Source organism: Sphingomonas sp. (genome assembly GCF_048594985.1).
Taxonomy (GTDB): domain Bacteria; phylum Pseudomonadota; class Alphaproteobacteria; order Sphingomonadales; family Sphingomonadaceae; genus Sphingomonas_I.
In genome coordinates this window covers 1-18,860 of record NZ_JBMDXG010000305.1, presented here as the reverse complement: position 1 = coordinate 18,860, position 18,860 = coordinate 1, and the positions used below count along the sequence as shown (strand labels likewise).

General features: G+C 68.0%; 18 protein-coding genes and 1 pseudogene. 11 read left to right on the top strand and 8 right to left on the bottom strand.

All coding sequences use genetic code 11. The features are described 5' to 3' along the window. Positions 1 to 4 precede the first annotated feature (4 nt). Together ACOJSF_RS12560 and rpmB are read right to left on the bottom strand one after the other, a co-directional pair. Complete coding sequence (locus ACOJSF_RS12560; RefSeq protein ID WP_420142540.1) at positions 5 to 388, bottom strand: glycine zipper 2TM domain-containing protein; 384 nt, start codon at positions 386 to 388, stop codon at positions 5 to 7. Between the two features lie 120 nt (positions 389 to 508). Continuing rightward, entirely contained in the window at positions 509 to 796 is a 288-nt protein-coding gene (rpmB, locus tag ACOJSF_RS12555) for a 50S ribosomal protein L28 (RefSeq protein ID WP_420142539.1), read from the bottom strand. A 153-nt stretch (positions 797 to 949) separates the two neighbouring features. On the opposite strand from rpmB, the gene ACOJSF_RS12550 reads away from it, so the two are divergent. The 3 genes from ACOJSF_RS12550 to ACOJSF_RS12540 are packed head-to-tail and all read left to right on the top strand — an operon-like array spanning position 950 to position 1,873. After that, a complete protein-coding gene (locus ACOJSF_RS12550; RefSeq protein ID WP_420142538.1) occupies positions 950 to 1,207 on the top strand; it encodes a hypothetical protein in 258 nt (85 codons plus the stop codon). Continuing rightward, positions 1,204 to 1,401, top strand: coding sequence for a YqaE/Pmp3 family membrane protein (locus ACOJSF_RS12545; protein ID WP_420142537.1), 198 nt, complete (start codon positions 1,204 to 1,206; stop codon positions 1,399 to 1,401). Before ACOJSF_RS12550 ends, ACOJSF_RS12545 begins: the two co-directional genes overlap by 4 nt. 19 nt (positions 1,402 to 1,420) lie before the next feature. Continuing rightward, complete coding sequence (locus tag ACOJSF_RS12540) at positions 1,421 to 1,873, top strand: nucleoside deaminase (protein WP_420142536.1); 453 nt, start codon at positions 1,421 to 1,423, stop codon at positions 1,871 to 1,873. Positions 1,874 to 1,882: 9 nt separating this feature from the next. Here the strand turns inward: ACOJSF_RS12540 and ACOJSF_RS12535 are convergent, their stop codons facing one another. The 3 genes from ACOJSF_RS12535 to ACOJSF_RS12525 form a co-directional block, all read right to left on the bottom strand. Continuing rightward, positions 1,883 to 4,018, bottom strand: coding sequence for a transglycosylase domain-containing protein (locus ACOJSF_RS12535; RefSeq protein WP_420142535.1), 2,136 nt, complete (start codon positions 4,016 to 4,018; stop codon positions 1,883 to 1,885). A 64-nt stretch (positions 4,019 to 4,082) separates the two neighbouring features. After that, positions 4,083 to 4,481, bottom strand: coding sequence for a peptide-methionine (R)-S-oxide reductase MsrB (gene msrB, locus ACOJSF_RS12530; protein ID WP_420142534.1), 399 nt, complete (start codon positions 4,479 to 4,481; stop codon positions 4,083 to 4,085). Between the two features lie 56 nt (positions 4,482 to 4,537). Next, positions 4,538 to 5,422, bottom strand: a complete 885-nt coding sequence (locus tag ACOJSF_RS12525; protein WP_420142533.1) for an aldose 1-epimerase family protein — start codon at positions 5,420 to 5,422, stop codon at positions 4,538 to 4,540. A 62-nt stretch (positions 5,423 to 5,484) separates the two neighbouring features. On the opposite strand from ACOJSF_RS12525, the gene ACOJSF_RS12520 reads away from it, so the two are divergent. Beyond that, complete coding sequence (locus ACOJSF_RS12520) at positions 5,485 to 6,426, top strand: glutaminase (RefSeq protein ID WP_420142532.1); 942 nt, start codon at positions 5,485 to 5,487, stop codon at positions 6,424 to 6,426. Here ACOJSF_RS12520 and tpiA read toward each other — a convergent pair. Together tpiA and ACOJSF_RS12510 are read right to left on the bottom strand one after the other, a co-directional pair. Further along, complete coding sequence (gene tpiA / locus ACOJSF_RS12515; RefSeq protein WP_420142531.1) at positions 6,423 to 7,169, bottom strand: triose-phosphate isomerase; 747 nt, start codon at positions 7,167 to 7,169, stop codon at positions 6,423 to 6,425. The two genes, ACOJSF_RS12520 and tpiA, sit on opposite strands and share 4 nt — an antisense overlap. Positions 7,170 to 7,171: 2 nt before the next feature. Further along, positions 7,172 to 9,019 (bottom strand): annotated as a pseudogene (locus tag ACOJSF_RS12510) (phosphoenolpyruvate carboxykinase (GTP)). A gap of 114 nt (positions 9,020 to 9,133) precedes the next feature. On the opposite strand from ACOJSF_RS12510, the gene ACOJSF_RS12505 reads away from it, so the two are divergent. The 7 genes from ACOJSF_RS12505 (at position 9,134) to ACOJSF_RS12475 (ending at position 17,245) form a co-directional block, all read left to right on the top strand. Beyond that, complete coding sequence (locus tag ACOJSF_RS12505) at positions 9,134 to 10,321, top strand: LysR family transcriptional regulator (protein WP_420142530.1); 1,188 nt, start codon at positions 9,134 to 9,136, stop codon at positions 10,319 to 10,321. A 98-nt stretch (positions 10,322 to 10,419) separates the two neighbouring features. Next, positions 10,420 to 11,001 carry a GntR family transcriptional regulator gene (locus ACOJSF_RS12500; RefSeq protein WP_420142529.1) on the top strand — a complete coding sequence of 194 codons (582 nt, stop codon included), beginning with the start codon at positions 10,420 to 10,422 and terminating at the stop codon, positions 10,999 to 11,001. 338 nt (positions 11,002 to 11,339) lie between these two features. After that, the gene (locus tag ACOJSF_RS12495; RefSeq protein WP_420142528.1) at positions 11,340 to 12,722 is read left to right on the top strand and encodes an amidohydrolase family protein; all 1,383 of its coding nucleotides are present in this window, start codon (positions 11,340 to 11,342) and stop codon (positions 12,720 to 12,722) included. Beyond that, positions 12,719 to 14,041 (top strand): MFS transporter, encoded by a 1,323-nt coding sequence (locus ACOJSF_RS12490; RefSeq protein WP_420142527.1) that lies wholly within the window; start codon positions 12,719 to 12,721, stop codon positions 14,039 to 14,041. The genes ACOJSF_RS12495 and ACOJSF_RS12490 overlap by 4 nt, the downstream gene beginning before the upstream one ends. Before the next feature lie 68 nt (positions 14,042 to 14,109). Continuing rightward, positions 14,110 to 14,511 (top strand): c-type cytochrome, encoded by a 402-nt coding sequence (locus ACOJSF_RS12485; protein ID WP_420142526.1) that lies wholly within the window; start codon positions 14,110 to 14,112, stop codon positions 14,509 to 14,511. Next, positions 14,508 to 15,743, top strand: coding sequence for an iron-containing alcohol dehydrogenase (locus tag ACOJSF_RS12480; RefSeq protein ID WP_420142525.1), 1,236 nt, complete (start codon positions 14,508 to 14,510; stop codon positions 15,741 to 15,743). The genes ACOJSF_RS12485 and ACOJSF_RS12480 overlap by 4 nt, the downstream gene beginning before the upstream one ends. A gap of 14 nt (positions 15,744 to 15,757) precedes the next feature. Next, positions 15,758 to 17,245, top strand: coding sequence for an NAD-dependent succinate-semialdehyde dehydrogenase (locus ACOJSF_RS12475; RefSeq protein WP_420142524.1), 1,488 nt, complete (start codon positions 15,758 to 15,760; stop codon positions 17,243 to 17,245). Between the two features lie 781 nt (positions 17,246 to 18,026). On the opposite strand, the gene ACOJSF_RS12470 is transcribed toward ACOJSF_RS12475, so the two are convergent. Beyond that, entirely contained in the window at positions 18,027 to 18,809 is a 783-nt protein-coding gene (locus ACOJSF_RS12470; RefSeq protein ID WP_420142523.1) for an enoyl-CoA hydratase, read from the bottom strand. Between the last annotated feature and the right edge of the window lie 51 nt (positions 18,810 to 18,860).

Here is an 18,860-nt window from a genome sequence, read left to right as displayed (position 1 = left end):
TGTCTTAGCAGTCGCGGTCGATCGCGCGTCCGGCCAGGGCGCCGACACCCGCGCCCACGATCGTGCCTGCGGTCTTGTCACCGCGATGGCCGACTACCGTATTGCCCAGCAGGCCGCCTGCGATCGCGCCGATCACCGTCCCGCCCGTGCCCTTGTCGCACCGGCCGCGATAATAATGGCGGCGATCCCCGCGATAATAATTGTTGCGATAGCCGCGGCCATAATAGTCGCCGCGATAATTGCGGCCCCGATCGCGGCGATAGTCGACCCGGTCGTAGCGTCCATTATAGCCGTCATGGCCATAATATTGCGCCTGCGCCGTGGTCGGGATCAGGGTGGCCGTCGCGACCAAAGCCGCGGCGGCGAGCTTGAGCGTCTTTCCGAACATCGCCACTCTCCTCAAACAACCGGCATGCAAAGATGCCGTTGAGAAGAGTTCTACGCGATTCGGCGTGAGACGATCCTGAATGCGTTGGTTACCCGCCGTTCATGCCGGCGGGCCGCCCGCTCAAGCGGCGATCGACGCCTTCTCGACCTCACGCTTCAGGCGGCGCGCGCGTAGCGACAGCGTGTCGGCCTTCGCCTTCATCAGCCAATTGTCGAGGCCGCCGACATGCTCGACCGAGCGCAGGCCGTGGGTCGAGACGCGCAGACGCACACTCTTGCCCAGCGAATCCGAGATCAGGGTCACATTCTGCAGGTTGGGCAGAAAGGTCCGCTTGGTCTTGTTGTTGGCGTGGCTCACATTGTGGCCCACCTGCCGGCCCTTGCCGGTCAGCTCGCAAATACGCGCCATGCGCTCAAATCCCGATGTCGATAGGGTCTGGAAAGAGCGCGCCGATAAAGGCCGATACCGATTCCGTCAAGGGAAAGCGGCGACCCGCCTGAAACCAGCGCGATTGACGCACGTTAAGTTGCGAACGCTTTCTGGTATAAGGAATACGGCAATATGCGCGCGATCGTTACCATTCTCGCCATCGTCGTCGTGATCGGCATTATCGCGCTGGCGACCGGCTTCATCAATCTGAGCGGGAATTCGGGCGAGTTGCCGAAGGTCGCGGTGGAAGGCGGCAAGCTGCCCTCGGTCAACGCCGACGTGGGCGACATCGATGTTGGCACGCGCAACACCACGGTCGAAGTGCCCGAGGTCAAGACCGAGAAGAAGACGGTCGAGGTGCCGACGCTTTCGGTCGAGAAGGCACGGTGAGCGACGGCGAGCCCGTCGGGATCGGCACGATCCTGGCGGCGGTGCTGCTGCCCCCGCTCGGCGTGTTCGCGGTGCGGGGCATCGACACCTTGTTCTGGATCAGCGTCGTGCTGACGATCATCGGCTGGGTGCCGGGCATCGTCTTCGCCTTGGTCGTGATCCTGCGGCCCGACCTGCTCTCGCGCATCGCCTGAGCGCCCGCTAGGGGAAGGCATGGCCTTCCCCCTGCCCGCACCGATGCGTCTTGCGCTCGATCTCGCGGGCGAGGCTGCAGCAACGGACGAGGTTCCGGTCGGCGCGGTCGTCACGCGGGACGGGCGCGTGATCGCCACCTCCGCCAACGCGATGCGGACGAACCACGACCCCACCGCGCATGCCGAGATCGTCGCGATCCGCCGCGCGGCGGAAGCGCTCGGGGCAAGCCGGCTCGACGGATGCGATCTGTGGGTGACGCTCGAACCCTGCGCGATGTGCGCCGGCGCCATCGCCCATGCGCGGATCGCCGCGCTCTACTACGCGGCGGAGGACCCAAAAGGCGGCGCCGTCGCGCACGGCCCGCGCCTGTTCGCGCAGCCGACCTGCCATCATCGGCCGGAAATTTATGGTGGGATCGGCGCTGCGGAGGCGGCGGGCCTGCTCCGCAGCTTCTTCGCCGAGCGGCGCTAAGCCAATATCCTAGCGGGGCGGACGCGCCTCTTGCGGTCGCGGCTGCTCGCGCAGCACGCCTTCCAGCCAGCGCTGGTCGATCTGCGGCGCGCGTTGGCCCTCGCCCTGCGACCGCTCGGGCGGCCGGCGTGATGGCGCGGGGCTGGCGGGCGGCTCTTCGTAGGGCAGCGTCGCGGTTCCTGGATCGGCCACATCCGGCACCGGCGCGGGCTCGGCGCCGTCGATCGGGGGCACGCTCTCCTCGCCCGTGGCGAGCGGCTGGTCCGGATCGCCGTAATAGGCTTCCTCGTCGGGTTCGAGCTGCCATTCGGGCAGGACGACCTGCGTATCGAACTCTTGCGGCGGGCGGGTACGCAGTGCCTGCTGCATGAACGCCGCGAAGGCCTGCGCGGGATTGCGCCCGCCCTGGAGCCCCGGGATCGGCTTGGCGTCGTCGCGCCCCATCCACACGCCCGTGGTAAGGCCAGAGGAGAAACCGAGGAACCAGCCGTCCTTGTTCGAGGAGGTCGTGCCCGTCTTGCCTGCCACCGGGCGGCCGATCTGCGCGGCGCGCGCGGTGCCCGTATTCACGGCAGTCTGGAGCAGATCGGTCATCTCGGCGGCGACGAACGGTGCCACCAGCACGCGGGGCGATTCGGGCTGGCGTTCGTACAGCACGGTGCCATCGGTCGTGGTGACGCGCAGGATGCCGTAGGGCGTCACCGCATTGCCGCCGGCCGAGACCGCGGCGAAGGCGCGCGTCATGTCGATCAGCCGCACGTCGGACGTGCCGAGCACCATCGATGGGTGCGTGTTGAGCGGCGTCGTGATGCCGAAGCGGCGCGCCATGTCGGCCACCGTCTCGAACCCGACCTTCTGCCCCACCTGCGCGGCGACGGTGTTGATCGACAGCGCGAAGGCGTTGCGCACGTCGATCTCGCCCAGGAAGCGGCGCGAGCTGTTGCGCGGGCTCCAGCCGTCGATCGTGATCGGCTGGTCGACCACCGGGTCGCCCGGCTTCACCCCCGATTCGAGCGCGGCGAGATAGACGAACAGCTTGAACGCGGAACCGGGCTGCCGCCGCGCCTGCGTCGCGCGGTTATAGATCGAGCTGACATAGTCGATCCCGCCGACCATCGCGCGAACCGCGCCGTCATTCTCCATCGAGACGAGCGCGCCCTGCAGGCCGGCGGGCGTGTTCTGCCGCACCGCCGCGTCGGCCGCGCGCTGCATCCGCAGATCGAGCGTGGTCCACACGTCGAGCGGGGCGGATTGCTCATCGACCACCGTATCCAGCTGCGCGAGCGCCCAGTCGGTAAAATAGCGGACGCTGTTCTGCTTCGGCTCGGGCGCGAAGCGGACGCGGTCGAGCCCGGCATTCGCCGCCTGCGCCGGCGTGATCGCGCCCGCGTCCTGCATGACTTCCAGCACCACCTTGGCGCGGTCGACCGCCGCCTCGGGATCGGCCGAGGGCGAGTAATGCGACGGCGCCTTCACCAGCCCGGCGATGATCGCCGCCTCCGCCAACGAGAATTCGGTGCCCGGATGGCCGAAGAATTTGCGCGCGGCGGCGTCCACGCCATAGGCGCCGCCGCCGAAATAGACGCGGTTGAGATAGAGTTCGAGGATCTGGTCCTTGGAGAATTTGCGCTCCAACGCCAGCGCCAGCACCGCCACGCGGGCCTTGCGGCCGAAGCTGTAGGCGCTGGTGAGGAAGATGTTGCGCGCGATCTGCTGCGTGATGGTCGACGCGCCCTGCCAGCGCCGCCCCTCGCCATGGCGTTCCCAAATCAGATAGGCCGAGCGCGCGACGCCGATCGGATCGACGCCGAGATGGCCGTAGAAGCGCCGGTCCTCCACCGCGACGATCGCCTCGCGCATCGCTGCCGGAATGCGATCGTGGGGGATCCATTCGCCGTAGCTCGGCCCCAGCGAGACCAGCAGCGTGCCGTCGGCGGCGTGGACGCGCACCGTCTGCCCGTTGGGCTTCTGCATCAGCTCGGAGAAGGAGGGCAGCGACGCCATCGTCGCCATCACCGCGACGACGAGCAGCGCCAGCAGCGCCAGAAAACCGAACAAGGCGGTCTTCAGCACGATACGGCCGATATGGCGGCCACGGCCGGGCGGCGGCGTGCGAGGCGTCGAGGACTGGGGACGGGCGGGCATGGATGCCCCGCCCGATTACCCGTCAAGCCGCTGTGTCACAACCCCACCACACCTGCGGCTCGTCTCACTTCGCGGCGGGATCGAAGTTCAGCGAGGCCGAATTGATGCAATAGCGCAGCCCGTCCGGCCCCGGGCCATCCGGAAAGACATGCCCCAGATGGCCGTCGCAACGCGCGCAGCGGACCTCGGTGCGGATCATGCCGTGCGACATGTCGCGCAGCTCGGTCACCGCCGCATCCTCGGCCGGCGCGGTGAAGCTCGGCCAGCCGCAGCCCGAATCGTACTTCGCATCGCTTTCGAACAGCGGCGTGCCGCAGCCGGCGCAGCGATATTCGCCCTCGGCATGGTTGTTCCAGTAGCGGCCGGTGAAGGCACGCTCGGTGCCCGATTCGCGCAGGACGTGATATTCCTCGGGCGAGAGCCGCTGGCGCCATTCGGTGTCGGTGAGATCGAGCTTTTCCATGGGCCGAATGTGGGCGGCTTCGCGGCGCGCTTCAATATGCCGGCCGCGTCCGTGACTCAGTGCCCATCGGCGCCGATGTCGACCCGGAAGGCAAAGCTGCGCGTCGCGCCGGGCGCGATCTCCACGACGCCGGGCTTGGCCGGGAAATCGCCGGCGAACCCGACCGGATCGGCGATGCCCTGCCACGGTTCGACACAGACGAAGCCGGCCCCGGGCTTGGACCAGATGCCCAGCATCGGCATGCCGGCGAAGCCGATCCGCATCTGGCGCCCGCCCGGCACGCCATAGCTCACCAGCCGCGACTCGGGCCGATCGAGAATCAGCGCGTCGTCTTCGAACAAGGCGTCGGCAAGCGGCAGGTCCTGCCCGACGATCGGGCTCGGCAGGTGTTCAGGGCGCAGCAGGCCATCGCCGTCCACGCGCCGGATCGGCGCGGGCTCGTTCTTCTCGAACCGGAGCCTGTGCGATTCGCGCGCACCGCCCCACGGCAGGGGCCAGCGGAAGGCGGGGTGGAAGCCGACGCTGGCGGGCAGCGGCGCCGCGCCCGGATTGTGGAGCAGCGCCTCGCAGGTCAGCGTCGTCCGCATCAGGAGGAAGCCGATGTCGAGCCGGAAATCGAACGGATAGACCGCGCGGCTCTCCGCATCCGCCTCCAGCCGGAACGTCACCCGTGCCGCGTCGCGCTCGACCAAGGTGAACGCGCGGCGGCGGGCGAAGCCGTGGCGGGGAAGCGGATACTCCTCGTCATCGAGGCGGAGGACACCGCCCGCGAGCGCACCGACGATGGGGAACAGGATCGGCGCATGCCCGGTCCAGAAGGCGGGATCACCGTCCCACAGCAGGTCGCGGCCCTGCTCGTCCTGCAAGCGCACGAGTTCCGCGCCCAGCGGATCCACCTCCGCCGCGATCAGCCCATTTTCGATCCGCACCGTTTCGCCCATGGGGTGTGCTTAGAGCGCCGGCGCGGCATCGTTAAGCCCGCTTGGCGCGGCAAGGAGGCAGGATGACCGATCTGGGCGCGATCGTGCGCGACATCGCGGCCGAGATGGCGGAGGCGACCGAGCGCGGCACGGTCGCCGATTATATCGCGCCGCTCAAGGCGATCGATCTCGCGCGGTTCGGCATCGCGCTGGTGACCGCCGACGGCGCATGTCACGCGGCGGGCGCGGCCGACGAACCGTTTTCGATCCAGAGCATCTCGAAGGTCTTCACGCTGACGCTCGCGCTCGGGCGGGTCGGCGATCAGCTCTGGCAGCGCGTCGGGCGCGAGCCTTCGGGCACCGCGTTCAACTCGATCGTCCAGCTCGAGACCGAACACGGCATCCCGCGCAACCCGTTCATCAACGCCGGCGCGATCGTGGTCAGCGATATGATCCTCGCGGGCCATCGCCCAAGCGAGGCGATCGGGGAGATCGTGCGTTTCGTGCGCGGCCTGGCGGGGGATGAGGCGATCTACGTCGACGAATCGGTGGCGCGCGCCGAACAAGCGAGCGGCTACCGCAACGCCGCGCTCGCCAATTACATGGCGGCGTTCGGCAATGTGCGCCGTCCGGTCGAGGAGACGCTCGGCGTCTATGTCCATCATTGCGCGATCGCGATGAGCTGCCGTCAGCTCGCGCTGGCGGGGCGGTATCTGATGGCGGGCGGGATCAATCCGGAAACGGGGCGGCGCATCGTCTCGCAGCGGCGGGCGCGACGGATCAACGCGCTGATGCTGACCTGCGGCCATTATGACGGGTCGGGCGAATTCGCGTTCCGCGTCGGTCTGCCGGGCAAGTCGGGCGTGGGCGGCGGGATCCTGGCGATCGCGCCGGGGCGCGCGGCGATCGCGGTCTGGTCGCCCGGCCTGAACGAACGCGGCAACAGCCAGCTCGGCACGCTCGCGCTGGAACGACTGGTCCAGCGCACCGGCTGGTCGGTGTTCGAACCCGCCGAGGACGCCTAGATCGCTGCCGCCGCCTCGATGATCGGGACGAATTGCGCGGCGGTCAGGCTCGCGCGGCCGACCAGCGCACCATCGACATTCTCGATCGCCAGCAGCTCACTGGCATTGGCCGCGCTGACCGACCCACCATACAGGATGCGGATCGCCGACCCGATCGCCTCGCCCAGCTTGCTGCACAAGGCCGCGCGGATCGTGGCGTGCATCGACCGCACCTCCTCGATCGACGGGGTCAGGCCGCTGCCGATCGCCCATACCGGCTCGTAGGAGACGATCACCGTATCGGGCTGCGCATATTTGGTGACCGATCCGAAGATCTGGCCGGTGACGATATCCTCGGCCTCGCCCGCGCGGCGCTCGGCCTCGGTCTCACCGACGCAGACCAGAGCGACCATCCCGGCCGCGATCGCGCTCTTCGACTTGGCGCGCACCTTGGCGTCGGTCTCGTGCTGCGCGGCACGGCGCTCGCTATGGCCGACGATGACGTGGGTCGCGCCGCATTCGCGCAGCATCGCCGCCGACACGCTGCCCGTATACGGGCCCTCCGGCGCGTCGTGGCAATTCTGCGCTCCGATGGCGAGGCCCGGCTGGCGCGCCAGCGCGGGCGCGATCAGCACCGATGGGGGGCACACCAGCACGTCGATGCCGGGATTGGCACGCGCCGCCTCCGCGATCGCGTCCAGTTCGGCCAGGTGCGCCCGATCGCCGTACATCTTCCAATTGCCGGCGATCAGCTTGCGACGCATGCTCAGGACGTGGCCTCCAGCCGTTGCTCCAATTGCTCCTGCTCGCGCCACAGCGCGGGCGGCAGCTGCGCGCCGAACGTGGCGAGATGCTCGCGGGCGAGGCCAGCCTCCTCCCGCCACACGTTGCCGTCGACGCCGAGCAGCAGATCGACGCGCTCGCGCGAAATGTCGAGCCCCGACAGATCGAGCGCCCCTTCGGCCGGCAGGCGGCCGATGGCGGTATCGCGCGCGTCCGCCTCGCCCTCGATCCGCTCGACGATCCATTTGAGCACGCGCGCATTGTCGCCGAAGCCCGGCCAGGCGAACTTGCCGTTCGCGTCCTTGCGGAACCAGTTGACCAGATAGAGGCGCGGCAGGCGGCCGGGATCGGACTGGGCGGCGGCGCCGATCCGCAGCCAATGTTCGAACTAATCGCCCATGTTGTAGCCGCAGAAGGGCAGCATCGCGAACGGATCACGCCTGAGCGCGCCGACCTTGTTTTCCGCCGCCGCCGTCCCTTCCGACGCGATGTTGGCGGCCAGGTAGACGCCGTGCGTCCAGTCGAACGCCTCGGTGACGAGCGGCACGGCCGAGGCGCGGCGGCCGCCGAACAGGATCGCCGAGATGGGCACTCCGGCCGGATCGTCCCATTCGGGCGCGATCACCGGGCACTGGTCCGCCGGCGCGGTGAAGCGCGCGTTGGGATGCGCGGCGGGCGTGCCGCGTTCGGGCGACCAGCGTTCGCCGCGCCAGTCGGTCAGACCTTCCGGCGGATTGTCGGTCAGCCCCTCCCACCACACGTCGCCATCGTCGGTCAGCGCGGTGTTGGTGAAGATGCAATTGGCGGTCAGCGTCTCGACCGCGTTGCGGTTGGTCGACAGGCCGGTGCCCGGCGCCACGCCGAAGAAGCCCGCTTCGGGGTTGATCGCGTAGAGCCGCCCGTCCTGCCCGAACCGCATCCAGCAGATGTCGTCGCCGATCGTCTCCGCCTTCCAGCCGGGAATGGTCGGTTCGAGCATCGCCATGTTGGTCTTGCCGCACGCGCTGGGGAAAGCGGCGGCGACGTAGTGGACCTGGCCCTTGGGCGAGGTGAGCTTGAGGATCAGCATATGCTCGGCCAGCCAGCCCTCGTCGCGCGCCATCACCGACGCGATGCGCAGCGCCAGGCATTTCTTGCCGAGCAGGGCATTGCCGCCATAGCCGGAGCCGTAGGACCAGATTTCGCGCGTCTCGGGATAGTGGACGATCCACTTCTCCTCGTTGCACGGCCACGCCACATCCGCGACGCCCTGGGTCAGCGGCATGCCGACCGAATGGACGCAGCGGACGAAGAAGCCGTCCTCACCCAGCATATCGAGCGCTGGGCGCCCCATCCGCGTCATGATCCGCATCGACAGCACGACATAGGCGCTGTCGGTCAGTTCGACCCCGATGACGCTCTTGTCCGATCCGATCGGCCCCATGCAGAAGGGCACGACGTAAAGCGTCCTCCCGCGCATGCAGCCGGCGAACAGCGGATCGAGCCGCGCGCGCATTTCGGCCGGGTCGCACCAATTGTTGGTCGGCCCCGCATCCTCCTCGCGCTCGGAGCAGATGAAGGTCCGGCTCTCGACGCGGGCGACGTCACGCGGGTCCGACTTGGCATAGAAGCTGTTCGGACGGCGGGCCGGATCGAGTCGCGTGAGCGTGCCGGCCGCGACGAGCATTTCGCTCAATTCGGCCCATTCCGCGTCGCTGCCGTCGCACCAGCGGACATCGGCCGCGTCGACATGTGCCGCAACCTCCTCGACCCAGGCGATCAGGGCGCGGTGGCGCGTGGGAATCTCGCTCGCCGCCTCTCCGGGTCGCGCAACCAGAACCTGCTCCAACATCCTCGACGCCTCCTCGCGCGGCCTCGTTGAGCCGCCAGCTTGCGTTATCCAGCGGGTGGAAGGATAAACAAATTCGAATGGGAAAGCCCCCATAAGAGCTGGCTATAGATAAAGATGGCAGAGGCGTTCGATCTCAATTTCCGGCACCTGCGCGCGCTGGCCGCGATCGCGGAGGCGGGCAATATCAGCGCGGCATCCCGACTGGTCGGGCTGTCGCAGCCGGCCTTGACGCAAGGCCTTGCGAAGCTCGAACATCAATTCGGCGCGGCGCTGTTCGAGCGGCGCCCGCAGGGGATGGCGCAGACCGCCGCGGGCCAAGCGGTGCTCGTCCGGGTCCAGCGGGCGTTCGAGCGTTTCTCGCGCGCCTTGCGCTCCGGCCGCGCCAACCGGGCCGACAATCGCCTGACCGGCGCGCAGGTGCGCGCGGTGCTGAGCCTGGCGGAGGCGGGCAGCTTCGTCGGCGCGGCGGAGGCGGTCGGCCTGTCCGAACCGGCGCTGCACCGGGCGGTGAAGGATCTTGAAGCGCTGTGCGCCCTGCCGCTGGTCGAACGGCGCGGGCGCGGCGTGGGCCTGACGGGGGCCGGGCGGCGCGTCGCACGTGCTCTGGCGCTGGGGGTCGCCGAACTGACCGCGGCGCTGGAGGAATCGGCGGATCGCGGCGGCCGGCTGGCCATCGGCGCGATGGCGCTGTCGCGTTCGCTGCTGCTGCCGGCCACGCTCGCCGCGCTCGCGCAGAAGGCGCCCGCCGCCGCGATCGACGTGGTCGAAGGATCCTATCTGGAACTCGTCGAGGCCCTGCGCGATGGCAGCATCGACATCCTGATCGGCGCGCTGCGCGAGCATCCCGAACGCGATCTGGTGCAGGAACCGTTGTTCACCGACCGGTTGACCATCATCGGCCGGGCAGGTCATCCGCTCGCCGCGCGGCGCGCGGGCTATCAGGACCTCGCGGCCTATCCCTGGATCGTGGCGCGCCGCGCGTCCGGCCTGCTCGATCGGTGGCAGGAATTGTTCGACAAGGCGCGGATGCCGCGTCCGCACGCGCCGATTCATTGCGGATCGGTCGCGCTGATCCGGGGCGTCCTGCTGCGCAGCGATTTCCTGACCCTGCTCTCGCCCGACCAGGTCCGCGCCGAGATCGACGCAGGCCTTCTGGCCGAACTGGGATCGGAAATTCCCGACACGGCACGCACCATCGGCGCCATCACGCGACGCGATTGGTATCCGACAGAATTACAGAGGCAATTCCTGACCGAGCTGCGCGAAGTCGCCCGGGACCGCGAGCGCAATTCTGAAATTTGAATGGGGAATTCGCGCGAGGGCGATGAAGGAGAGGCGCGGAGATACCGGCCCGCCCGGCCCCCTTTCGCGGGACCCCGATATCCTATAGCATCTGCTCCGTGTCTACGCAGCCTCCGTCCGCCCCCTCTCCGTCGTCCGCCACGCTTGAGCGGGCGCCGCTCGGGGCCGGCCGCGCGCGCCTGACGGCGGGCCCCACGCTCGTCGAAATCGCTTATCAGCATCTGCTCTCGATGCTGATGACGGTGCGGATCGCGCCGGACGAGCGGATCGCGATCGATACGGTGGCGCGCCAGCTGGGCATTTCGCAGACTCCGATCCGCGAGGCGTTGAGCCAGCTCGAGGCGGAGAAGCTCGTCTACAAGATGCCGAATATCGGCTACCGCGCCAGTCCGCAGATGACCGCGAACGAGGTGCGCGACCTCTATACCCTGCGCCTGCTGATCGAACCTTATGCCGCCGCGCGCGCCGCGGAGAACATGGATTCGGAAGGGCTGATCGCGCTGGGCGAGATCGATCGCGACATGCGGATGGCGGTCAACGGCGCCGATTGCGACTATGCGCGATTCGCGGAGGCCGACGCGCGCCTCCACCGCCTGATCGCCACGGGTAGCGGGAACCGGTTGATCGCCGAGACGATCGAACGCCTCCACGCGCATCTCCAGATCTTCCGCTCGCTCTAAAGCACCAACGCGCATGAGGAAGCGGCGCGCGAGGATGAGGGGATCATCGCGGCCTTGCTCGCCCGCAACGGCCCGGCGGCCGAGGAGGCGGTGCGCGAGCATCTCGCCCGGTCGCAGAAGCGGATGGATCGCGCTGCGCCGCCGTCGGAGATCGCGGCATGACGAAGCGGCTGGGTGGGCGGTAGGGCGCGCGAGCCGCACCCCGCTGACGATGTCGGTGGCCGAGACGTCCTCAACGCCTGCTTGACGGCCAATCGGCCACCCCGTACGACCGTCGCCGACCAGATCATATATGATATGAAAACAGTCTGGCAGAGGAGTGGTTGATGCGAACCGGCATGAAACGTCGATTTGGGGGTAAGCTCACGCGGCTGGCACTTGGCCTGATGGTCGGGGCGGCATCGCCGCTCCTGGCCGAAACCGTGGTCTTGAGAAACTTCACCTTGATCGATGGCACCGGGCGCGCGCCCGTGGCGGACCAGGCGCTCGTGATGACCGATGGCCGCCTGTCGTGGGTCGGCCCCGTGGCGCAGCTGAAGGCGCCGTCGGGCGCCAAGGTCGAGAATCTGCGCGGCAAGTTCGTCATGCCCGGCCTGATCGACGCACACGTCCACCTGGGTCTGGTGAACGGCATCACGCAGAATCTGAAGTTTCAGACGCCCGAGAACATTCAGAACCAGCTCAAGCTCTATGCCGCTTATGGCGTGACCACGGTCCAGACGCTCGGCACCGAGCAGGATCTGATCTTCCCGCTGCGCAACGCGCAGCGCGCGGGCCGGCCGGATCGAGCGCGGGTCTTCACCGTCGGCCGGGGCGTCGTGGCGAAGGGCAGCTATGGCGGCATTGCCGGCCTCGAACAGTCGGTCGCCACACCGGAAGAGGCGCGCCGCATGGTCGACGCCGAAGCCGCCAAGGGCGCGGACATGATCAAGCTGTGGGTCGACGACGAATTCGGCGAGCTGGCCGAGCGCATGCCCCCCGCGATCAGCACCGCCGTGATCGATCAGGCACACAAGGACGGCAAGAAGGCCGTCGCGCACATCTTCTATTATGACAATGCCGCCGAGTTGACGCGCGAAGGCGTCGACGCCTTCGCGCATTCGGTGCGCGACCGCGCGGTCGACGACGCTTTGATCGGCGCGATGAAGTCCAAGGGCGTGTGGCAGCTGGCGGCGACGCTCAGCCGCGAAGCGTCCTTCACCTACCGGACGCTGCCCTTTCTCGACGACCCCTTCTTCACGCGTGGCGTGACGCCGCAGGTGCTGACCGAACTGGCGAGCCCCGAGCGCGCCGCCAAGCTGGGTTCCGCGCGGAACTTCCCCAAGTACGAACCCACGCTGCAGATGGCGATGGCCAACTTCGCGCGCGAGGCCAAGGCCGGCATCCGCTACGGCATGGGCACCGACAGCGGCCCGACCGCGCGCTTCCCCGGCTATTTCGCGCATTGGGAGCTGGAGCTGATGGTGAAGGCGGGCATCACCCCGCTTCAGGCGCTGACCGCCGCCACCAGCGCCAACGCCGAGTTCCTCGGCGCGCGTGACCTCGGCACGATCCAGCCCGGCAAGTGGGCCGACCTGCTGGTGCTCGACCGTAATCCGGCCGACGACATCCGCAACACGCGCGCGATCAGCGCCGTCTACATCGCCGGACGCCCGGTCCAGACGATCTGGCAGACCTGCACGGGCCGCGCCGCCACCGCCTGCGGCACGGCGCGTCCGTGAGCGGTCCCGCCGCTGTTCAGGAGGACGGGGCCCAGGCCTCGCCCGTCCTCGGACGGCCGACGCGCGCGCGCCACGCCGTGCTGTGGCTGACCGTGCTGGCCTACCTCATCACCTATATGGACCGGGTCGTGATCGCGACTGCGGCGCCGGCGATCGAGGCCGAATATGGCTTCACCCCGGTGACGATGGGCTGGATCTTCGCGTCCTTCTCCATCGCCTACGCTTTGTTCCAGATCCCGGGCGGCTGGCTCGGCGACCGCTTCGGCCCACGCCGCGCGCTGACGGGCGTCGTGATGTGGTGGTCGACGTTCACCGCCGCCACCGCTCTGACCTGGTCGGCGGGATCGATGATGGTCTGCCGCTTCCTGTTCGGCATGGGCGAGGCGGGCGCGTTCCCGATCGCCACGCGCTCGCTCTCGCGCTGGATGCTGCCGTCCGAACGCGGCTGGGCGCAGGGGCTGACGCATGCCGGCGCGCGCCTGGGCGGGGCGGTGACGCCGGTGTTCGTGGCGCTGCTGATCGTCACCTTCGGCTGGCGGATGCCGTTCTTCGCCTTCGCGATCGTCGGGCTCGCCTGGGCGGGCTTCTGGTTCTGGTATTATCGCGACACGCCGCGCGAGCATAAGTCGGTCAATCCGGCGGAGCTGGCGATGATCGAAGGCGCGCTCGGTTCGGGCCGCGCGCGTGCGAAGGTGCCGTGGCGCCACCTGCTCGCCAATCCGCAGCTGTGGCTGCTGTCGGCGATGTATTTCTGCTATGCTTACTGCATCAACATCTTCCTGACCTGGTTCCCCAAATATCTCCACGACGCGCGCGGCTTCGACATCGCGATGCTGGGCCTGTTCGCACGCATGCCGCTGATGGCGGGCGTGGTCGGCGATCTGCTCGGCGGCTGGGCCTCCGATCGGCTGGTTGAGCGCGGCACGGGCCTGAAGATGGCGCGCCGCTCGGTGGCGGTGGTCGGCTTCCTGGTCGCGGCGGTGGCCATTCCGCTTGCCGCGGGGATCGCCGATCCCGTGCTCAGCATCCTGTGCTTCTGCGTGGCGCTGTTCGGGCTGGAACTGACCGTCGGGATTTCGTGGGCGGTGACGCTCGACATCGGCGGCGAATATGCCGGGTCGGTGTCGGCGGTGATGAACACACTCGGCAATATCGGCGCGGCGATCGCGGCGGCGGTGACGGGCTATATCGTCGCGTCGAGCGGCTGGTTCTCGGCCTTCGCCGTGCTGGCGGCGCTGTGCCTGATCGCGGCGCTCCTGTTCCTGCGCATCGACGCGTCGCGCAAGCTGCACGACGGTAGCACGGCGGCGCGCGCATGAGCGGCACGACATCATCGGTCTGCCGGCCGATCTGGAATGACGAATTTCGTCGAGGGAGATTTCGCGACGTGAGGACGACGCTTTCAATCGTCGGTGCCGGCCTGCTCATCATGGGCGGATCGGGCGCGGCCGGGGCCGCGCCGAAAGGCAATCCGGCGCAGGGTGAGAAATTGTTCGCGCGGTGCGCGGCCTGCCACAAGGTCGGCCCCAATGCCGCAAAGTCGATAGGGCCCGCGCTCAACGGCGTGATCGGGCGCAAGGCCGCGACACAGGCGGGCTTCAATTACTCGCCCGCTCTCACCAAGTCGGGGCTCACCTGGGATCCGGCGACGCTCGCGCGCTTCCTGCAGGCGCCGATGAAGACGGTGCCGGGCACCAGGATGTTCTTCCCCGGCCTCGCCAATCCCAAGGATCAGGCGGACGTCGTGGCCTATCTCCAGCAATTCGGTCCGGATGGTAAGAAGAAGTGAGCGACACGATCCCCATGTTCGGCGCGATGCGCCTGCCGCGCTCGGTCCTGTTCGGACGCGGACAACGCCACGCGCTCGGCTCGGCAACAAGCAAGGTCGGCAAGCGCGCCTTGCTCTGCACCGATCCGCGTCAGGCGGCGCAGCCTGAATTCGCCGCGATGCTTGCCGATCTGGCGGCGCACGGCGTGGCGACGCACGTCTTCGATCAGACCATCCCCGATCTTCCGATCGGCTCGATCCAGTCCTGCGTGGAGGAAGTGGGCGATTTCGTCCCCGACGTGGTGATCGGCGTGGGCGGCGGCAGCTCGATGGACATGGCCAAGGTCGTGGCGGTGCTGCTCACGCACGGCGGCGACATCCGCTCTTATTATGGCGAGTTCGCCGTGCCGGGGCCGGTCGTCCCGCTGATCGCGGTCCCCACCACGTCGGGCACCGGATCGGAAGTGACCCCCGTCGCCGTCATCTCGGACGAGGAACGCGGCGCCAAGGTCGGCATCGCCAGCCCGCACCTGATCCCGCTCATCGCGATCTGCGATCCCGAACTGACCGCCACCTGCCCGCCGGGGCTGACCGCCTGCTCGGGCGCGGACGCGCTGACCCACGCGGTCGAGGCCTACACCACGCTCGCCCGGCCGATCGATCCGATGCTGACCGAGGAGCATGTGTTCGTCGGCAAGAACGTGCTGTCCGATCATTTCGCGCGACTGGCGGTCGCCAACGTCTTCAGGTTCCTCGACCGCGCGTATCGCGACGGCAGCGACATGGAAGCGCGCGAAGGCCTGATGCTCGCCGCGCTCGCGGCGGGTTGCGCGTTCGGGGCCGCCGGCACGGCGGCCGCGCACGCCATCCAATATCCGGTCGGCAACCTCACCCACACCGCGCATGGCGACGGCGTGGCGACGCTGCTGCCCTATGTCATGCAGTTCAACCAGCCCGCCTGCGTGCCCGCTTTCGCCGAACTGGCGCGTGAGGTCGGCCTGCCCGGCGCGACCGAGGCGGAACAATCGCAGGCGTTCATCGACGCCGTGGCCGATCTGCTCGGCAAGGTCGGCATCCCCCGCTCGCTCGCCGCGCTGGGCCTGAAGGAAGACCAGCAGGATTTCGTCGCGCAGAATTCGCTCAACGCCGCGCGGCTGGTGAAGAACAATCCCCGCCCGCTCGATCTCGCCGCCATGCAGAGCATCACCCGCGCCGCCTTCGCGGGCGAGCGGGCCTCGCTCCGCGCCCTCTGACCAAGGTTTCCAGGATGACTATCGCCAACAGCTACGCCACGCCCCCGGTCGACGGCCGTGAAGGCCCGTTCGCCATGCCCACCGATCTGCTGATCGGCGACGCCTGGGCGCCGTCGGCCAGCGGCCGGCGGATCGACATCCTTGATCCCGCGACCGAACAGTCGCTGACCTCGGTCGCCGATGCGACGGTCGAGGAAGGAATCGCGTCGGTCGACGCGGCGGCGGCCGCCGCCGAGGCATGGGCCGCGACCGCGCCGCGCAAGCGCGCCGACATCCTGATGGCCTGCTACCACGCGATGATGGCCGAGCAGGAATGGCTCGCGCAGCTCATCTCGATCGAGAATGGTAAGGCGCTGCCCGACGCGCGCGGCGAGGTCGCGTATGCCGCCGAATTCTTCCGCTGGTATGCGGAGGAAGCGGTGCGCATCAACGGCGAGCTGTCGCTCTCGCCCGCTGGCGCGAACAAGATCGTCGTCCAGTATCAGCCGATCGGCATCGCTTTGCTCATCACGCCGTGGAATTTCCCGGCGGCGATGGCCACGCGCAAGATCGCCCCCGCTTTGGCCGCCGGCTGCACCTGCATCCTCAAGCCCGCCGAGGAGACGCCGCTGACCGCGCTCGCGGTGGCGGAGATCATGCGCCGCGCGGGCGTCCCCGCCGGGGTCGTCAACGTGATCAACACCAGCGAGCCCGGCGCGGTGTGCAGCGCGATCCTGCACGATCCGCGCGTGCGCAAGCTGTCCTTCACCGGATCGACCGAGGTCGGCCGCATCCTGCTGCGCGAAGCGGCGGACCAGGTGATCAGCTCGTCGATGGAACTGGGCGGAAACGCCCCGTTCCTCGTCCTAGACGACGCCGATCTCGACGAGGCGATCGAAGGCGCGATGATCGCCAAGATGCGCAATGCGGGCGAGGCGTGCACCGCCGCCAACCGCTTCTACGTCCAGCGCGGCATCCACGATCGCTTCGTGGCGAAGCTGGTCGAGCGGATGAGCGCGATGAAGCTGGGGCGCGGTACCGATCCGGCGACGCAATGCGGCGCGATGATCAACCGCCAGGCGATCGACAAGATCGAGCAGCTCGTCGCCGACGCGCTCGGCCGGGGCGCCGAGGCGAAACTGGGCTGCGAGACCCCGTCGGGCGCGGGCTATTTCTATCCGCCGTCGGTGATCGCCAACGTCCAGCCGGGCTCCGAAATCCTGACGACCGAGGTGTTCGGCCCGGTAGCGGCGGTGATCCCGTTCGACGCGCCCGATGAGGCGATCGCGCTCGCCAACGCGACGGAATATGGGCTCGCCGCCTACGTCTATACGGGCGACCTCAAGAAGGGGCTGCGCATGGCCGAACGGATCGAGTGCGGCATGGTCGCGGTCAATCGCGGGCTCGTGTCCGACGCCGCGGCGCCGTTCGGCGGGGTCAAGCAGAGCGGTCTGGGGCGCGAAGGCGCGCATCACGGCCTGCTCGAATATTGCGAAGCGAAATATATCGCTGTCAGCTGGTAACGCGCGACACGGATCCGAAAAGAAGGGCGGGGCCGCGAGGCTCTGCCCTTCGTGTGTGATTCGGGGACCGGCAAACCATGTCGACGACAGCGCGCCCGGCAGCGTCGAACGTCCGAATGTGGGTGATCAGCGGACCTTCCGCTTTCAGGCGGAGGAGGCTGGCAAGATGACGCCAATCGTGGCAGCGTCGTAAGTATGGTCCGCAGCATCGATGGGGGCGGTAACGTGGTGACGTGAAAAACTGTCGTCGTTACATGCTGCGGTATTGGAGCACTGTTCTTTCTGCTCAATGACCTCTTGGGCCTGATCAACGGAGGCGGGGTTTTCTCAGTGATGGCCGCCATCAAGGCGGCTGATTCGGGTCTATCGTCGATAGACGTTGATCAGGCAGGCCTTCGTACGCTGTTCGTTTTAGCCTGTTCGCTAGGTACAACGACAGCCTGTATGCTGCTTCGCCTTCAGCTTCAAAAGCATTGGGCGCAGTTGGTGTTTATGCTGTGCATAATAGGAGGCGGCTTCATTATCGATGCCATTTACGGCCCTTCGATCATCGAGATCTATTTGACGCGCAGCGGCTACATCCGGTGCAGTGCTCGAGACCGCACAGTAGGCAGTGGCAAAGGACGAGTGCGGTTCGACAGCTACGTTCGAACAGACGGTGAGCCTTGTGAACGCCCTGAGCAAATGTCTGCTGTTGGGAACATAAGTTAGCTACCTCAATAGCGGACATGGGGGCGTTAGCCGACAGTCCGCTTACAAGTCCGGTGCTAGCAGCGGCAGATCACTCGCCCGTCCAGTCCGGAACCCGCTTCGTCTTCGCGAGGAAATCGGCCACGCCCCGGCGGAAATCGGCGCTGCCATAGACCTCGCCAATCAACGCCTCAATGTCGGGCAGGCCGTCATAGGTCATGCGCCGGATCGTTTCCTTGGTCGTCCGCGTGGTGAGCGGCGCATTCTCCGCCGCGCGCCGGGCGAGCGCCGCCGCCTCGGCATCGATCTGGTCGCGTTCCACCACCTTCAGCAGGAAGCCGCTGGCGAGCAGCTGGTCGGCGGTCAGGAACTCGCCCAGTAGCACCATCCGCTTGGCGAACTGAACGCCGACCGCGCCGCCGATCCGCGCGACGCTGGCGGCGGAAAGGCAGTTGCCGATCGTGCGCCCGATCGGCGAACCGAAGCGCGAATCGGGTGTGGCGATGCGGAAGTCGCAGGCGGACGAGATGTTGATCCCGCCCCCGACCGCCCATCCCTCGACCACCGCGATCGTCGTGCACGGGATCGCGTCGATCGCGCCCATGCATTCGTCGATGTCGCGTTCGTAATCGACGCCCTGTTGCCCGGTTTCGTATTCGGCGAACTTCGAAATGTCGGTGCCGGAAATGAACGCCTTTCCGCCCGTGCCCCGGAACAGGGCGACGCGGATCGAGCGATCGGCGGCGATGTCGCGCGCGGCGTCGCGCAGATCGTGCCACATCGCGCTGGTGAGCGCGTTGTGCGCGGCCGGGTTGTCGAAGCGGATATGCGCCTCGTCGCCCCTCTTCTCATAGACCAGCCGGGCGGCGCTCACTGCGCGGCCTCCGCCGACGGCGCGAGGAAGCCCTGTTCCACCAGTTCGCGG

What these genes read in the sequence shown, in the direction of transcription:
- ACOJSF_RS12560 (WP_420142540.1), bottom strand. Translation starts at nt 388, where the DNA reads ATGTTCGGAAAGACGCTCAAGCTCGCCGCCGCGGCTTTGGTCGCGACG.
- rpmB (WP_420142539.1), bottom strand. Translation starts at nt 796, where the DNA reads ATGGCGCGTATTTGCGAGCTGACCGGCAAGGGCCGGCAGGTGGGCCAC.
- ACOJSF_RS12550 (WP_420142538.1), top strand. Translation starts at nt 950, where the DNA reads ATGCGCGCGATCGTTACCATTCTCGCCATCGTCGTCGTGATCGGCATT.
- ACOJSF_RS12540 (WP_420142536.1), top strand. Translation starts at nt 1,421, where the DNA reads ATGGCCTTCCCCCTGCCCGCACCGATGCGTCTTGCGCTCGATCTCGCG.
- ACOJSF_RS12535 (WP_420142535.1), bottom strand. Translation starts at nt 4,018, where the DNA reads ATGCCCGCCCGTCCCCAGTCCTCGACGCCTCGCACGCCGCCGCCCGGC.
- msrB (WP_420142534.1), bottom strand. Translation starts at nt 4,481, where the DNA reads ATGGAAAAGCTCGATCTCACCGACACCGAATGGCGCCAGCGGCTCTCG.
- ACOJSF_RS12525 (WP_420142533.1), bottom strand. Translation starts at nt 5,422, where the DNA reads ATGGGCGAAACGGTGCGGATCGAAAATGGGCTGATCGCGGCGGAGGTG.
- ACOJSF_RS12520 (WP_420142532.1), top strand. Translation starts at nt 5,485, where the DNA reads ATGACCGATCTGGGCGCGATCGTGCGCGACATCGCGGCCGAGATGGCG.
- tpiA (WP_420142531.1), bottom strand. Translation starts at nt 7,169, where the DNA reads ATGCGTCGCAAGCTGATCGCCGGCAATTGGAAGATGTACGGCGATCGG.
- ACOJSF_RS12505 (WP_420142530.1), top strand. Translation starts at nt 9,134, where the DNA reads ATGGCAGAGGCGTTCGATCTCAATTTCCGGCACCTGCGCGCGCTGGCC.
- ACOJSF_RS12495 (WP_420142528.1), top strand. Translation starts at nt 11,340, where the DNA reads ATGAAACGTCGATTTGGGGGTAAGCTCACGCGGCTGGCACTTGGCCTG.
- ACOJSF_RS12475 (WP_420142524.1), top strand. Translation starts at nt 15,758, where the DNA reads ATGACTATCGCCAACAGCTACGCCACGCCCCCGGTCGACGGCCGTGAA.